We start from the raw sequence: 14832 nt of genomic DNA on the forward strand, positions 1-14832 counted from the left end.
AATGACAACTCCTGAGCCTGATGCTAAGCAAAGAATATTGCTGGCCGCCAAAAAGCTGTTTGCCCGCCAAGGATACGACGGGACGAGTGTAAGACAAATATGCGATGAGGCGGGCGCTAACGTTGCGTTGGTTTCCTATCACTTCGGAGGAAAAGAAAATATGCTCAATGCCATGTTCAACGAATTTCTTCCGCAGCATCGTATAGCTGAGATTGAAGCCTTCAAAGATCTTCCTGCGGAAGCCCTTCGATTGCTTATACAGGAAATCATCCGTTTTAGAATGAGCGACCGCGATCTGATTACGATTTTGCAGCAGGAAATTTTGACGGCCTCTCCGAGAATAGATATGATTCGCAAGCACTTTTTACCTTTGTGGTCTGCATTCCGAGATCTCCTTGAAAAAGGGAGGGAGCAGGGAATCTTCCATTTTCGCTCGCTGGATCAAACCTTTATGTTCACTCTGGGGGTGCTTCTGCTTCACAAGCAAATAGACTATTTTTCTCCGCTTCTCCAGGAAGGTCCGCCAAGCTTCGAGGAACTGGTCAGAGATACGACCGAATATATTTTCAGAGGGTTGGGAGCAGCCGATCTATTGGAGAAGCAGGGTTGATTTTTGTAAAATAAAGAAAAAATATGTCAACAATCGGTTGAAAATTCCAATAGGCTCTGGTATATTATGTTACAAATGAATATATGACTTTGCGAAGAACGCAAGCTTACGGATAAGATCCGCGAGTTTGCGTTTTTTTGTTTTATTGTTCCGCGTTGGTTGCTAGACAGTTGTCTTTCGGCGAAGCGGGGCGCCCATCTGCGAAGGAGGTGATGGATGGATTGAGCAGAAGGCGGAATTTGCTCATTAGCCTGGTTGCAGGGATATTGTCCTGTCTGCTGGTTTATGGTGTTTACTTGCTTCAGGTTCGTCAGGTGGAGCTGCAGCAGACGACAAACGTTGTCGTTCCAAAGGGCTTCATTAAGGCAGGAACATTGATAACGTCCGATATGATCGAGATGAAGCCCATATTCATCGGTTCTTATGACGAACAGATGGCGTCCAGGGCGGAAGAGGTGATAGGCAGGGAGGCGGTCGTACCTCTGGGAACGAACGAACCGATCCTTCATTGGAAGCTCGACCGGTTTCAACTGCTTCCAAGAGAAGGCCAGTACACTTTCCAGGTGCCTAAGGAATACATATTGTCGATCTCCAACGGGATCCGTGCCGGGGACCGGGTACGGATTTATCTGTCCGGCAAAGCTGGCCCACGCATCATGTTTGAGGAGGAGATTGTAGTTGCTTCCGTCAAGTCGGCGGCCAACATAGAGGTCGATGATCCGAACAATACCCATTTCCTATCGAAGCTGAATGGCGATGAGGAGAAGATGTACGCTTCGCGTCGCGAGGCCAACGGCAACATCGAACAGATCAATTTGAATTTGACCGAGGAGCAGTGGCTGAGAATGGATGACGCTTGCCGTAATCAAGACGGAAAGCTGGTTATCGCTTTCAGTAATATGTCGGACATTGAAGAACGATAAGGAGGCCGGCCTGAAGCCGGCCGTGAGACAGAAGGAGGATAACAGAAAAATGGATACCCATATGACGGTAGACAAGGAACCGGAAATCTGCGCAAGTCAAGCCCATTCCGTCCGAACGGGAACGGCTTCCGGAGATAATAAATTGATAGTTTATTTGGGAACGACGCCGAACATCGGAACCACCCTTCTTTCTTATGGTTCTGCTGTCTGCGCCGCGCGATGCGCACATTTGTCGGTGGGCTACCTATGCCTGAATTTAAAGAGCTCCAAGCTGCACCGTTATATAGGAATGAATGAGGTATCATCGTCGCTGGATCATCTGCGGGCCGATCTGAAATCGCAGAGCCTGACCCGCCAGAGGCTGCTCCGCCACTGCGTTCAGGCTCCCGGAGTGCCGGGACTGTCGGTGCTCTTCGGAAGCTCCTTGCGGGAGCAGGCGGAATTCTATCAGCCGGAAGATATCGAGCATCTGTTGATTGCGGCCCGGTCGGCATTCGACCTGTGCATTGTTGAGGTAAATGCTTATTGGGATAACGCTGCAACGGTCGTGGCATTGCTAGAAGCGGATGCAAGAATCATCGTAACCACACCGGATCTCACTCACTTTCAGGAGGACTTGCAGCGCTGGATGCTGACGATGGCACCGATGTTCGGACTTCATCCGGAAACCTTCCATCTGGTAGTCAATCAGGTGGAGAAAGCCTCCGCAGCCGGCGGCATCCGAATGAAAGATATTCAGAGGGAAACCGGCCTCGAGATTATCTCACAGGTGCCGAGGCGCGAAGAAACGGTTGAAAGATTGAATCAGGGCAAGCTGATGGAATTGCTGGCGGGCGATCATCCATTTTATCAAGCGATAGCGCGGATTCCCCGCAAATTTTTGGAGCAGTGGAATATGGAAGCTACGGATCTGTCCCGCAAGAAGCGCTGGCTTGGCCGCTGGATTCCGCGGGCCATCTCTTAAGGAGGAATGGCTGTGGAGAAGAAATTTTCCGTCCTTGCCTATGCGAATAAGCTCCGGGAAGATCACCCGTCTTCCAATGAAGGGCTTGGTGCGAGGGGGGACAGGCAGCTTCAGGAGTTCTACCGCTGGACGGAGGAAATCCGCAGCGAATTGGTAGCGGCCAAGGGAAGAACCGAAGAGGAACAGCTGCAGTATGGTGAAATGCTCAATCGTGCGGTTTTGGGCTATGAGGAGGACCGCTTGAAAATTTTCGCCATTATCCGGGACCAGCTGGCCAAGCGAAGAATCCATGACATGCCGCCTCCTAACCGGAAGCACAGTACAATAGCCGAGGCGATATTTGCCGAAGTCATCGGCTTGGGGGAACTGGAGCTTATCCTGAAGGAGAAGGAAGGGCTCGAGGAAATTCAGGTCGTGGGCAGGAACATTTTTGAAATCCGTAACGGCAAGGTGAGGCCGTCGCCGTACCGGTTGAACTCTGTTAAAGAACTGGAGAGAATCCAGCAGAATCTGGTGTTATTTAATAATGACTCATTAAATCCGCGCAAAAGATGGGCGGAAGTGATGCTCAGGGACGGTTCGCGAGTAACGATGACGGGGTTCGGCTATACATCGGTTCCTACTTTGACGATCCGATTTTATACCGTTCAGCGCTTTCGGCTTGAGGAGCTTTGTCAGGGCCGTTACGGGACGATGAGTGGGGAAATTATGGAATTGCTGCGGTGTGTTATCCGTTCTTATTTTAATCTTGTCATTATCGGCCCGACCAATTCCGGTAAGACTCACTTGATGAAAGCCCTGATTGCGGAACTGCCCGAGGATGAGAGAATCATTACGATCGAATCCAGATACGAGCTGATGCTGAAGCGCGACTTCCCTAACAAAAACATTGTGGAATACGAAATCGATGAGGATGACCGTAAGCATAACGGACAGCAAGCCTTCAAGCTGGCGCTCCGCCAATCGCCCCAGAGAATTATACATGCCGAAATCCGGGATGAGGACGCCAATATATACGTTCGGGCGTGTACGAGGGGGCACCAGGGAAGTATGACTTCCGTGCACGTTAATGAACTGGAGGATGTGCCGGAGGCGATTACCGACATGTGTATGCTGGATTCCCGGGGAATGGACCCGCTGCGCCTGGCCAAAAGGATCACAAACTATGTTACTCAAATTGGCATTGAGATGGCGATGGTGGACGGTAAGCGAAAAATTGTCAGGATAGGTGAATTTGAATTCGTCGAAGGGGAGGTGAAGGTTCGCGATCTGGCCGTCTATGATTATGGGCGGAAGGGCTGGCGATATCCCCTCCGCTTCTCCGAAAGAGCCTGGCGCAGAATAGGGAAATACGATCCGGCAGGCCATGAAGGGCTGCGGGCCATAGGGGGGTGAACGGATGCTGATTGCCGCCAAAGCAGCTTTCCTGCTGCTATTGTTTATCTTAATCTACACAGGGATTCGGGGAGTTATGCTCGTTGCCGCAAACCGCAAAATGGCGAGAATCCGGCTTCATCATGTTCGCAATGCCGCCTTCGGCAGCCGATTGACTGATCTTCTGCAGCGAAGCGGCTTTCTTTACCGGCACCTGTCTGATTTGCTGGAATCTACGGGCTCCCGGTTTACTTTGCCCATGCTGCTTACGACTTCTTTAGTGCTGTTCTTGTCCGGGTTTATTACGGCGGTGCTTTTCTTCCCTTCGGTTAAGGGAATCCTTGCGCTTTGTCTTATCGCGTCTTCCTTCCCTTACTTATTGCTGCGGATGCGCTTGATTACGAATCAGTTGAGATCGCGGATGGATTTTCTGCCGGCTGTGGAAATTGTCTATCAAACCTATTTGTTGGACCCGCATCCTAATATCCGCAATGTTCTTCATCGGGCCTTGAGAGAAAATCGGATTCGTTATCCGTTGAAGCCTGTGTTTGAACAACTGCACCGCAATTTGTCGATGAGCCGGGAGGTTGACGACGCGCTGCGTATATTCAAGATGTCTCTGGGACATCTGTGGGCGGATTATATGGCAAGCATTCTTAGAATTGCTATTGTCGAGGGGAATGACGTAACTCTAAATCTGAAAGAATTGATCGACGATATGCGGAAGGCCAAATTGGCCGATCAGATCGCCCGCAACCGGCTGCTCGAAATCCGGATTGCCAGCTTCTCGCCCCTGTTCTTCCTGGCCGTCTTTCTGTTGGTGAATTTCCGGATCAACTATGAGAATGCCTATTACTATTATTTCGTAGACGCCGCCGGCCGCAATATGCTGTTAGATGCCTTACTGCTTATCTTCGCAGGATTTCTGATGGGAGTATACCTTTCTATGAAACGAATGTGAAAGGAGGAGAGGGATGAAGGCTGTCCCGGAGTTGCAGTGGATGAACTGGTTATTGAACGGGCTGTTGTTTGCCCTTAGTTTCATGGCGTTTTATTTCCTGCTGGTTTCTTTCATTGCGGGAAGGAGGAGAAGGCTGCGGGCGAAGCCGTTCTTCCGCGGGGAGCATCCGCCGCCGTTATTGCTGAAATGGTTTCGCGTTGCATTGGAAGGATCGATGGCTGAAGAGCGGAAACAACTGCTGCTGGGCTGTGGGATTCCGGTTTCGGTGTTCTGGTATGAGCTATGGAAAAAAATATTGCAGGCCTTACTTGTTGTCACCGGCCTGGCAGGATGGTTCTCTCTTCGCAGGCCTTACCTCACCTTGTATATTCCCGGGACCTATGTTATGGCCGGCTCTATCGTTCTGCTGTTCCTTATATACTTCGACCGTGTGCTGCTGGAAGCCATTCAGAAGCAGAGAGCGCATCGGATCGTTAAAGAAATCTATGCGGTCAGCAATCAGTTGCTTTACTATACCGGGTCCAGAATGAATCTGCACGGCAAGCTGACGCGATGCCTGCCGTATACCCGCACGATCCGCAAAGAATTTCAACTGCTGATCAACGAATGGTACCACGATGCGGAACAGGCCGTGATTCAATTCAAGAATAGGCTTGGAACCGAGGAGGCGCACAGCTTCTCCGAGACCATCCGTTCCTTGCGGCTTAATGAGAACGATGCCTATTATGAGCTTCTTCGGCAAAGAATCGCGGATTACAAGGAACGAATCGATTTGTACAAGGAAAGCAAGAAGGAAACGACTTCTTACGTGCTGTTCGTCCTGGCCGGCATTCCGATCCTGAACACGTTCCGCCTGTTTATTTATCCATGGGTGCAGGAAGGACAGAAGCTGTTTCAAACCTTGCAATGAACAATTCCGATATCGAATGGAAAGGATGATTTGAATGAGAAATATATTAATGACCGTTATGCTGCTGATTGTCGTCGTTGTCATTTTTACTAACGTGATAACCAATGATACTACAGGAACGAAGAAGATGATTGAAGATAAAGGAACTTCGATCAACACCGAAATCAAATCATTGATTCACCCCTAAACGGGAGATAAACTCTGCCTATGCCTGAGGAGGGGCAAATTCATTCCGCGGAAAGGAGAGGCGGCTTCTCCCTGACCTTACGGCATGGAGGTTCGTCGCCATTCGATCATGAGATCGTTACTGATTACTTTGCTGCTGCTGCTGGCAGTCATTCTTATTTTCAATTCAACGGTAGGAGGAAAGGACGGAACAGAGGAGATGGTCCGCTCCGGCGGCTCGCGGATCAATTCCGTTATTGAGAGCATAAATCCGTAAGGAACCAAGGTGGTAATAGATGAAGCAAATCCTGGTTTTTATCCTGTTCGTATCGATGCTGTGCTGGTTTATGTTCGCTCCGGTATATAAGCATGTGATTATTACGAGACAAGCCGTTCTGCAGAAGGAAGTCGATTACTTGCTGGAGGTGGGAGCAAGCGGAGCCTATGGCTACATTGATGCGCGAATGATTGGACAATCCAGGCTCAGGCTGGAGGAGAGAGGCTTCGTCGGCGCGGATCTGAACTATATCGTGACGACGACCCATGGAAGGGGAGGAACCCGTGCGGCCGAGCCCGTGCCCCGCGGCGAAGGAATTCGATTGATGATTACATATCCCTATGGAGGGTTATTTGCGATTGACCGGCTGGTCGGTGTGATCCCCCCTGACGACGGATCATTAATGGCGGCGGTAGGAATGAAGATGAGCGAGTATGTTCCCTGACCCTTGCAGCAAGGGGCTAGAAGCGGATCCGAATGTCTTGTCAACCGGAAAAGCTGTTTAAAGGCTCCAACGAGCCTTCTTACCGGCGGATTGATCTCTCTTAGAACGCCGGACTCCTATCCATGAAGAACCGAGAACCGTTATCACTTGTTATTCCCGGCCCGGTGCCGCGCGATAGAACGAAGAAGCTGGAAGGGGCGGGGTGATGGATGAATAAGCTCCTGTTGTTCTTTTTGTTAATAGGTTTCTATATGACGATGCAAGCTCTTCAGACCGATGAGGAGTTGGCTATGCATACTCTGTTTAACGCCAAGCATGCCCTGAACTATGCAACTCATGCTGCAGCCCAGCAAGTCAATAACGCCAAGCTGGCGCAGGGGATTATCTCCATCGATCCTGTTCGGGCCAGGGAAACCGCCGACCGTTATTTGCAGGCCAACCTGCGTTTGGATTCCGCCAACCGCCCGCTTCCGGGAACGTTCCTGCGCCAGCCGGTGGAGCTTCTGGCCTTTGAAGTCATTAATGAGGATAAGACATTTCCTTATCTATATTCCAATCCGTTATACGATTACTCGGTCTTGTTCCACCGTCCCGGAGTCGTAATGATTATCCGGCTGGAGTTTCCCCGTACGTTCCAAGTGTTAGGGCCGATTACGTGGGAAATCAAAAGCTCCTCCGAACTGACGTTCTAAAAAATACTGGCCAAAATCCGGGACAGGACATTCTATCGTTATACGAGTGCGAGGATTGTGAAATTGATCGGACCGGACAAGCTGAAGTAGTTTTCAACGTCGCACCCTGTTGTTCTGACATCATATATTTGTAATCGCGGGTTGATCAGGGGGAACGATGGGGCGTTTCTTCAAGAAAAACAGTCATAAGTGCGCTGTTTCCGGTTATCCTCAGAGGATGCTTGACCTCCTGGTTCTGTGTATAATGAAACCATTGAAAGAAATGGACGAAGATTATGCATGAAACCGAACAGGGGGACTGTGAATGGATGTGTTTATGACCCGTCGCGAGAAGCTTATGAGTAGGATGAGAGCTCAGCAGATCGACGGTTTTTTGGTGACGCAGAATGTGGATATCTACTACTTTACCGGAACGATGCAGACCGGGTTCTTGTTTATACCGTCAGAAGGAAATCCCGTGTTTTATGTCCGCAGGAGCTTGACCCGTGCGCAGTCGGAATCCGGTGTCGAGGTCGAGGAGCTCGGGTCTCTGCGCAGCTTGGGAGAGCGGTTAAAGGCCCGCTATCCCTCATTGTTCTCGAATGAAGGAAAAGCTGTAATCGCGACCGAATTCGATGTGCTTCCCGTCCAATTATTTCATAGGCTTCAAGCGGCTATCCCTATGGTGGAATGGAAGGACGGAACGATGCTGGTGCGGGAAATCCGCATGATCAAGGGGCCGGAGGAAATCGAGGCGATCCGGAGAGCGGCTGTCGTGACCGATCTTGCCTTCGAGAAGGCGGCCGCGTCTGCTAGGATCGGAATGAGGGATGTCGAGCTAATGACGGTGATCGAGGCGACGATGCGTGAGCACGGTCATATGGGGCTTATGAGAATGCGAGGCTATAATCAGGAGATTATTACGGGAATGGTGGGCTCGGGCAGAGCCATGGCCATTCCGACATATTTTGACGGACCGGCGGGAGGAGAAGGTCTGGGCCCTGCAAGCCCGCAGAGCTCGGGGAACAAAACGATAGGACCGAATGAGCCTATCCTCGTGGACATTGGCTGCTGCATAGACGGTTACGTCTTTGACCAGACGAGAACGATGGTCATCGGCGAATTGGAAGAAGAGCTGGACAGAGCTTACCGGGTGGCGGAGCATATTTTACGACGCACGGAGGAGAAGCTGGTCCCCGGCACCTCCTGCGAGCAATTGTATATTCAATCCCTGGAGCTCGCCGAGCAGGCCGGCTTGAGCGAGCACTATATGGGCTTCAGACAGGATCAGGTGAAATTTCTCGGGCACGGGATCGGCTTGGAGGTAGATGAACTGCCGGTGCTGGCGCGAGGATTCCGTCTCCCGCTGGAGCCCGGAATGGTGATAGCGATCGAGCCCAAGTTCACGTTCCCCGAGCGCGGAGTCGTCGGGATAGAGAATACTTATCTGATTACCGATGACGGATTCGAGAAGCTGTCTGTTTCGCGCGAAGGGCTTATCCGCTTGGGCGGAAGATGATGCGCTCCATTTACTAACCGATCAGGAACCGCCTGGTTGGTTTTTCTTTTTTGATCAATAGGGTTTCCGAATGCGACCGCTTCTCAGCAACATATAGTTGACCACCGTCATGGGTCGTCAAACACCGCGCACTGGGAGTCTCGTGCAGTGCGAAACGCTCCGGCAGATTTTTTTTCGTTCGGAATGAACTTTGGCTTCTAGCTGTTCGTACTATTGGATGAACCGGATGATTTGGCCCATGGGTCGAAAATCAGCGGTTTTGGAGAATGAAGGGAATGGACAGCTATACCTGCCGTATGGGCCGAACTTTCCATCATAGCTGAATGCGGCAAAAAAGAAGCGAAGCTTTGTCACAGGTTTCTCGACGGGCACTCGAAGCTTCGCAAGATGAAAATGTGTAAAAATAACCACAATAACAGTAAGAAAACCAGATTGATCGCAGAAGAAGCCGAATGGAGGGTAAGGATTGTCTGAGGAGCGGGAGCAGATCCGGAAAGCTCAGGCGGGAGACAGCCATGCGCTCGCTATTCTCCTCCAGAGCCATTATTCCATGGTGGTACGCTATTTAATCAAAGTGACCATGGAGCCTCATATAGCTGAGGATATAGCGCAGGATACGATGATGAAAGCAATGGAGAAAATTAAGCTGTACAATGGGCAATCCAGCTTCTCTTCCTGGCTTATGACTATAGCTACCCGGCTATATATTGACATGCTGCGCCGGAAGAAGCGGGAGAAGCTGTGGCTGGATCAGGAAGCGGCCCTGCGCAAAATCAAGTGGCATATGGCCCGGCAAGGGGAGGATTGGCCGGAAGTGCTGGATGCCGTCCATAGTTTGCCTTATGAATATCGGATTCCGATTATTCTTAAGCATTATTACGGCTATGCCTACGATGAAATTGCCCGAATGATGTCCATTCCTGCGGGAACCGTGAAATCCCGGGTGTTCCATGGTTTAAAAACGCTGAGGAAGGAGTTGAACGCAGATGAAGAGTAAACCGACAGACAGCCGCTTGTCCGGCTCCGAGAAGGCTCTTGAGAATGAGGTTAATGAAATAGATAGCGAGATGGTCAAGGAATTGCGGGAGGGTCTGGATAAGCTTGAACAGTCGGTCCCGGTATTTTCCCCCAACCTTCATTGGTTTGAGGAACAGATCCTGCAGCATCGCAAGCAGTTGAGAAAGAAGCTGGTTCGTGATCTGCTGTTGTTCTTTACCATCGCCGCTATTGTTCTGAGCCTGACCGTCGCATCTATGCTGAACATCCCTTCCGTTTACATGGTCTTTCAAATATTCGCCTGTGTGTTAGTCCCGGCTGCACTATGGTGGATCCAACGAAGAAGGAAGGTGGGCGCATGAAGCCGCAATTTACGGAAGTGTCCCCCTATATCTTTCTTCTCCTTATCCCGCTTCTGCTGGTACAGAGCACATGGCTCTTTCTGGATGCAAGGAAGAGGGAATGCTACCCATGGTTCTGGGGGATATGGGGGCTGACGACCATTCCTTTACCCGGTATACTATATCTGTTTCTTGTGGTTAAAATTTTCCGCAGAAGAAAGGAAGATAAGCGGTAAAAAGATCGGCGCGCCGTCGCTTCATGTCGGGAGTTCTGATCCCATGTGGCCAATGGTGTTATAGGCTTATTCGGCTCCGTCATGATATATGGTGCATATGCTGTTTTTTGCGAAGGAAATCGGCTGCCCCTGCAGAAAATATGTCGATGTTCGGGTTTCTCTATACGAACACGGTCTAATTTGCCGAATAATAGATTATAATAAGAAGAAAAGGATGAGGTGGGGAACAGGATACGCGAATTTCCATTGGACACCGTAATCTTTTTTTAGTAGGATAGAGTCCATAATCTATTATTTATGGAAACAGGCCACGCTTTCAGACACGGCCGCTAGGGGCAAGGGGGGAGAACAAATGCTTCGATTGGGTCAAAGAATATGTATAGTGGACGATCAACTCGAGCAGAATTTGCCGATAGGAGAATATGGATATATAATCGCTTATGACCGTAATGCGGATAATATCTTCGATTATGTCATACGGGTTCCGAAAGTGAACAAACATTATTTCGTTCCGGCTGCGGATATTGAACTGGAGGAAGTTCTGATTCAGCAGGAGGCGGATCGGATAGAGAGAGAAGCTCTGATCGACTTCGCTTTGGCTACGAAGAACGAGGAACTGTTCCGCCGGGTCCTGAACGGAGAGGATCTGGAGCTGGAGACGGAGAGCGATAAGGAAGTATTGTCCCGGGAGGATTTTATCAAGCAAATCAACCTGAGGGCCTGGATTTAATCTCGTCGGCCGCATCGGACACGACATTTTTCCGGGACGGCAAGAGCTGCGTATATTAACGGGAATGCCCGATCTTTCTTGTAGAAAGGCATGTTTCTGAAGAAGACGTTAACCGCTCTTTGGAAGGATGCCTTTTTTTGCCGTGCCGCTCTCCCCTTCCCTTGGAACGACGGACAAGCTGATGATTGAGTTAGAAAAACAACTGAGATATAATAAAAAGAATGATTGTACCTAGAAAGGATGTCGTACAGATGAGTATATCCATGCAGGATGTTGAGCATGTTGCCAAACTGGCCCGCCTCGATCTGACGGAGGAGGAGAAGCAGACCTTTACCGGTCAGCTTAACGCCATTTTGAAATATGCGGAGCAATTGAACTCGATTGATACCGATGGAGTCGAGCCGACCAGCCATGTCGTTCCGATGTCCAACGTTATGCGGGAAGATGAGGTTCGCCCGTCCCTTCCGCTCGATAAAGTGTTCCTTAATGCGCCGGATGAAGAAGAAGGACAGTTTAAAGTTCCTGCCATTCTGGAATAGCCGCTTGAAGTCAGGCGAAATTAATGAACGCAAGTACAAATATACAAACTGGAAAGCGGCAGTGGTCTACAAGCTTTCGTGAGAAATCCGGCTTTCGGAAGCATAGGCTGTTATCCCGGATTTCAACCTGAGAATGATTGGTGAAATCGGAGGATAAGAGCGTGTCGATTGTCCTAATTCGGCGCGAAGTGCTCGGGTATATCACCGCACCTCCAGTCATTGCCCAATTTTGAAAGGAGGACACGGAGTTGTCTTTGATGGATCGCTCTTTAAAAGAAATACATAAAGGACTGGCCGGCAAGGAATTTAGCGTGACCGAGCTGGTTGAACAGTCGCTTCGCCGTATTGGAGAAGTAGACGGGAAGATTCAAGCCTTTTTGCAGGTGGATGAGGATAATGCGAAGCGGGTTGCCCGCGAGCTGGACGAGCAGTTAGCTTCGGGAGGGGAGCAGGGGCTGCTGTTCGGACTTCCTGCGGGAATCAAGGATAATATGCTTACGGAAGGGTCCCTCACTACATGTGCGAGCAAGTTCCTCTCCAATTATAAGGCGATTTATGATGCGACGGCAGTGCAGAAGCTGAAGCAAGCGCAGGCTGTTCTGATGGGTAAATTGAATCTCGATGAATTCGCTATGGGAGGCTCCAACGAGAACTCCGCTTTCCATCCGACTTATAACCCCTGGAATACGGAATATGTTCCTGGCGGTTCCAGCGGTGGATCGGCTGCGGCCGTAGCGGCCAGAGAGGTTTATTTCTCCCTGGGATCGGATACGGGAGGTTCGATTCGCCAACCGGCTTCTTTCTGCGGAATTGTAGGGCTGAAGCCGACCTATGGGCTGGTGTCCCGGTTTGGTCTCGTCGCATTCGCTTCTTCGCTTGACCAGATTGGTCCGATGACGAAGAACGTGGAAGACGCAGCTTATGTTCTGCAGGCGATTGCCGGGCATGACCCGATGGATTCCACCTCTGCGAACGTCTCTATTCCGGATTATTCCAGCGCACTTACCGGGGATGTCAAAGGGCTTAAAATCGGTGTGCCTAAAGAATATATCGGAGAAGGAGTGGCTCCGGAGGTAAGAGAAGCCGTATTGGCCGCTCTTAAAGTGCTGGAAGCCCAAGGGGCCGTATGGGAAGAGGTTTCCCTGCCTCATACCGAATATGCGGTGGCGGCTTATTATTTGATTTCTTCTTCGGAGGCATCTTCGAACCTGGCCCGGTTTGACGGAGTACGTTACGGCAAGAGATCGGAAAATGCGGAGAATCTGCTGGATCTCTACCATCTCTCGCGCAGCGAGGGCTTCGGACCGGAGGTCAAACGGAGAATCGTGATCGGAACCTATGCATTAAGCTCCGGTTATTATGATGCTTACTATGTCAAAGCGCAGAAGGTGCGGACGCTGATCAAGCAGGATTTTGACAACGTGTTTGCCAAATATGACGTCATTGTCGGACCTACCGTTCCTACGCCTGCTTTCAAAATAGGCAGCCAGGTCGATGATCCGCTGACGATGTATTTGAACGATATTTTAACAGTGCCGGTCAACCTGGCAGGAATTCCCGCGATAAGCGTTCCTTGCGGTCTGGTGGACGGTATGCCGGTAGGACTGCAAATTATCGGCAAAGCATTGGACGAGTCTACGGTGCTGCGTGTCGCTCACGCGTTCGAGCAGAACACCGAATTCCATAAGCTGCGTCCGCAATTGTAGGAAGGAGCGAAACTGATGACTACCACAGCAAAAAAATACGAAACCGTGATCGGGCTGGAAGTTCACGTTGAGCTTCATACGAAATCGAAAATATTTTGCGGCTGCTCGACATCGTTCGGAGCTCCGCCCAATTCCCAGACATGTCCGATTTGTCTCGGGCATCCCGGTGTGCTGCCGGTATTGAATAAGCAAGCGGTGGAATACGCGATGAAAGCGGCCATGGCCTTGAACTGCCAGGTGGCGACCGATACGAAATTCGACCGTAAAAACTATTTCTATCCCGATTCGCCGAAGGCTTACCAAATCTCCCAGTATGATAAACCGATTGGGGAGCATGGCTGGATCGAGATTGAGGTGAACGGGGAGACGAAGCGGATCGGCATCAACCGCCTGCATCTCGAGGAGGACGCGGGCAAGCTGCAGCACGTAGACGGAGGCTATGCCTCCCTGGTTGATTTCAACCGTGTAGGGACGCCTCTGATCGAAATTGTTTCCGAACCGGATATTCGTACGCCGGAAGAAGCCAGAGCTTATCTGGAGAAGCTTAAGGCGATCATGCAATATTGTGAAGTGTCCGATGTCAAGATGGAAGAGGGCTCGCTTCGCTGCGACGCCAACATCAGCATCCGTCCATACGGTCAGGAGAAGTTCGGAACGAAAGCCGAGCTTAAGAATATGAACTCTTTCCGCGGGGTTCAGAGAGGACTCGAATACGAGGAAATCCGCCAAGCGGAAGTGCTCGACCGGGGAGAGAAAGTGGTTCAGGAGACGCGCAGATGGGACGAGGCGCAGGGGAAAACCATCTCCATGCGGAGCAAGGAAGAGGCACATGATTACCGCTATTTCCCGGATCCGGACCTGGTTATGCTGCATATTGATGACGAATGGAAAACCCGAGTCCGCAATTCGATTCCGGAGCTTCCCGATGCGCGGAAGGCCAGATATACGAGCGAATATGGACTGCCTAGCTATGATGCCGAGGTTCTGACCTCGTCCAAGGAGCTGGCTGACTTCTTCGAAGAAAGCCTTGGGTATACGAAGGATGCCAAAGCCGTTTCCAACTGGATGATGGGTGAACTGCTCGGGTATTTGAACGCCAACAATCTGGAACTGTCCGATGTTAAGATTACCGGCAAAGGCTTGGGCGAGATGATAGGCTTGATCGAGAAAGGCACGATCAGCAGCAAGATTGCCAAGACCGTCTTCAAAGAAATGATCGAGACCGGCAAGGAGCCCGGGCAGATCGTCGAGGAGAAAGGGCTCGTTCAGATCAGCGACGAAGGGGCCATCAAGGCGATCGTCGATAAAGTGGTCGACAGCAATCCTCAGTCTGTGGCTGACTTCAAGGCCGGCAAGGACCGGGCCGTCGGCTTCCTCGTAGGTCAAGTTATGAAGGAAACCAAGGGCAAGGCTAACCCGGGAGTGGTCAACAAGCTGATCATGGAACGCCTGCAGCAATAGATTA

18 protein-coding genes are annotated in these 14832 nt (G+C 50.6%); all 18 read left to right on the forward strand.

Annotation, left to right across the window (positions count from 1 at the left end; translation table 11 throughout):
• The first annotated feature begins 1 nt into the window (after position 1).
• The 18 genes from FS806_RS16695 to gatB all read left to right on the forward strand — a co-directional run bounded on the left by FS806_RS16695 (position 2) and on the right by gatB (position 14828).
• Positions 2–610 (forward strand): TetR family transcriptional regulator, encoded by a 609-nt coding sequence (locus FS806_RS16695; RefSeq protein ID WP_144938915.1) that lies wholly within the window; start codon positions 2–4, stop codon positions 608–610.
• Between the two features lie 221 nt (positions 611–831).
• The gene (locus FS806_RS16700; protein ID WP_144938917.1) at positions 832–1533 is read left to right on the forward strand and encodes an SAF domain-containing protein; all 702 of its coding nucleotides are present in this window, start codon (positions 832–834) and stop codon (positions 1531–1533) included.
• The gene (locus FS806_RS16705; protein ID WP_222126697.1) at positions 1520–2497 is read left to right on the forward strand and encodes a CpaE/TadZ family protein; all 978 of its coding nucleotides are present in this window, start codon (positions 1520–1522) and stop codon (positions 2495–2497) included. Before FS806_RS16700 ends, FS806_RS16705 begins: the two co-directional genes overlap by 14 nt.
• A gap of 12 nt (positions 2498–2509) precedes the next feature.
• Positions 2510–3892 (forward strand): ATPase, T2SS/T4P/T4SS family, encoded by a 1383-nt coding sequence (locus FS806_RS16710; protein WP_397347676.1) that lies wholly within the window; start codon positions 2510–2512, stop codon positions 3890–3892.
• A gap of 4 nt (positions 3893–3896) precedes the next feature.
• Positions 3897–4832, forward strand: a complete 936-nt coding sequence (locus tag FS806_RS16715) for a type II secretion system F family protein (RefSeq protein ID WP_144938923.1) — start codon at positions 3897–3899, stop codon at positions 4830–4832.
• Positions 4833–4845: 13 nt separating this feature from the next.
• Positions 4846–5742, forward strand: a complete 897-nt coding sequence (locus FS806_RS16720; RefSeq protein WP_144938925.1) for a hypothetical protein — start codon at positions 4846–4848, stop codon at positions 5740–5742.
• Positions 5743–5776: 34 nt separating this feature from the next.
• Positions 5777–5929: a hypothetical protein gene (locus FS806_RS25815; RefSeq protein ID WP_186328401.1), complete on the forward strand. Its 153-nt coding sequence runs from the start codon at positions 5777–5779 to the stop codon at positions 5927–5929.
• 108 nt (positions 5930–6037) lie between these two features.
• Positions 6038–6184, forward strand: coding sequence for a hypothetical protein (locus FS806_RS25820; RefSeq protein WP_186328402.1), 147 nt, complete (start codon positions 6038–6040; stop codon positions 6182–6184).
• 19 nt (positions 6185–6203) lie between these two features.
• On the forward strand, positions 6204–6629 hold the full coding sequence (locus FS806_RS16725) for a hypothetical protein (protein ID WP_144938927.1): 426 nt from the start codon (positions 6204–6206) through the stop codon (positions 6627–6629).
• Between the two features lie 209 nt (positions 6630–6838).
• Positions 6839–7321 (forward strand): hypothetical protein, encoded by a 483-nt coding sequence (locus FS806_RS16730; RefSeq protein ID WP_144938929.1) that lies wholly within the window; start codon positions 6839–6841, stop codon positions 7319–7321.
• Positions 7322–7625: 304 nt separating this feature from the next.
• Positions 7626–8819: a M24 family metallopeptidase gene (locus FS806_RS16735; protein WP_144938931.1), complete on the forward strand. Its 1194-nt coding sequence runs from the start codon at positions 7626–7628 to the stop codon at positions 8817–8819.
• Positions 8820–9285: 466 nt separating this feature from the next.
• Positions 9286–9816, forward strand: coding sequence for an RNA polymerase sigma factor SigY (gene sigY / locus FS806_RS16740; RefSeq protein ID WP_144938933.1), 531 nt, complete (start codon positions 9286–9288; stop codon positions 9814–9816).
• The gene (locus FS806_RS16745; RefSeq protein ID WP_144938935.1) at positions 9806–10177 is read left to right on the forward strand and encodes a YxlC family protein; all 372 of its coding nucleotides are present in this window, start codon (positions 9806–9808) and stop codon (positions 10175–10177) included. The genes sigY and FS806_RS16745 overlap by 11 nt, the downstream gene beginning before the upstream one ends.
• Positions 10174–10392, forward strand: coding sequence for a hypothetical protein (locus FS806_RS16750; protein ID WP_144938937.1), 219 nt, complete (start codon positions 10174–10176; stop codon positions 10390–10392). The genes FS806_RS16745 and FS806_RS16750 overlap by 4 nt, the downstream gene beginning before the upstream one ends.
• A 352-nt stretch (positions 10393–10744) precedes the next feature.
• Positions 10745–11122, forward strand: a complete 378-nt coding sequence (locus FS806_RS16755; protein WP_144938939.1) for an ATPase — start codon at positions 10745–10747, stop codon at positions 11120–11122.
• A 251-nt stretch (positions 11123–11373) separates the two neighbouring features.
• Positions 11374–11661: an Asp-tRNA(Asn)/Glu-tRNA(Gln) amidotransferase subunit GatC gene (gatC, locus tag FS806_RS16760; protein ID WP_144938941.1), complete on the forward strand. Its 288-nt coding sequence runs from the start codon at positions 11374–11376 to the stop codon at positions 11659–11661.
• 257 nt (positions 11662–11918) lie between these two features.
• Complete coding sequence (gene gatA, locus FS806_RS16765) at positions 11919–13367, forward strand: Asp-tRNA(Asn)/Glu-tRNA(Gln) amidotransferase subunit GatA (protein ID WP_379289993.1); 1449 nt, start codon at positions 11919–11921, stop codon at positions 13365–13367.
• A gap of 15 nt (positions 13368–13382) precedes the next feature.
• Positions 13383–14828 (forward strand): Asp-tRNA(Asn)/Glu-tRNA(Gln) amidotransferase subunit GatB, encoded by a 1446-nt coding sequence (gatB, locus tag FS806_RS16770; RefSeq protein ID WP_144938945.1) that lies wholly within the window; start codon positions 13383–13385, stop codon positions 14826–14828.
• The last annotated feature ends 4 nt before the right edge of the window (positions 14829–14832 follow it).

The sequence above is a fragment of the Paenibacillus sp. 32O-W genome, from assembly GCF_007679495.1.
GTDB lineage: Bacteria > Bacillota > Bacilli > Paenibacillales > NBRC-103111 > Paenibacillus_L > Paenibacillus_L residui.

Coding starts and splice junctions, on each gene's coding strand:
- FS806_RS16695 (WP_144938915.1), top strand. CDS start 2: ATGACAACTCCTGAGCCTGATGCTAAGCAAAGAATATTGCTGGCCGCC.
- FS806_RS16715 (WP_144938923.1), top strand. CDS start 3,897: ATGCTGATTGCCGCCAAAGCAGCTTTCCTGCTGCTATTGTTTATCTTA.
- FS806_RS16720 (WP_144938925.1), top strand. CDS start 4,846: ATGAAGGCTGTCCCGGAGTTGCAGTGGATGAACTGGTTATTGAACGGG.
- FS806_RS25815 (WP_186328401.1), top strand. CDS start 5,777: ATGAGAAATATATTAATGACCGTTATGCTGCTGATTGTCGTCGTTGTC.
- FS806_RS25820 (WP_186328402.1), top strand. CDS start 6,038: ATGAGATCGTTACTGATTACTTTGCTGCTGCTGCTGGCAGTCATTCTT.
- FS806_RS16725 (WP_144938927.1), top strand. CDS start 6,204: ATGAAGCAAATCCTGGTTTTTATCCTGTTCGTATCGATGCTGTGCTGG.
- FS806_RS16730 (WP_144938929.1), top strand. CDS start 6,839: ATGAATAAGCTCCTGTTGTTCTTTTTGTTAATAGGTTTCTATATGACG.
- FS806_RS16735 (WP_144938931.1), top strand. CDS start 7,626: ATGGATGTGTTTATGACCCGTCGCGAGAAGCTTATGAGTAGGATGAGA.
- FS806_RS16745 (WP_144938935.1), top strand. CDS start 9,806: ATGAAGAGTAAACCGACAGACAGCCGCTTGTCCGGCTCCGAGAAGGCT.
- FS806_RS16750 (WP_144938937.1), top strand. CDS start 10,174: ATGAAGCCGCAATTTACGGAAGTGTCCCCCTATATCTTTCTTCTCCTT.
- FS806_RS16755 (WP_144938939.1), top strand. CDS start 10,745: ATGCTTCGATTGGGTCAAAGAATATGTATAGTGGACGATCAACTCGAG.
- gatC (WP_144938941.1), top strand. CDS start 11,374: ATGAGTATATCCATGCAGGATGTTGAGCATGTTGCCAAACTGGCCCGC.
- gatA (WP_379289993.1), top strand. CDS start 11,919: ATGGATCGCTCTTTAAAAGAAATACATAAAGGACTGGCCGGCAAGGAA.
- gatB (WP_144938945.1), top strand. CDS start 13,383: ATGACTACCACAGCAAAAAAATACGAAACCGTGATCGGGCTGGAAGTT.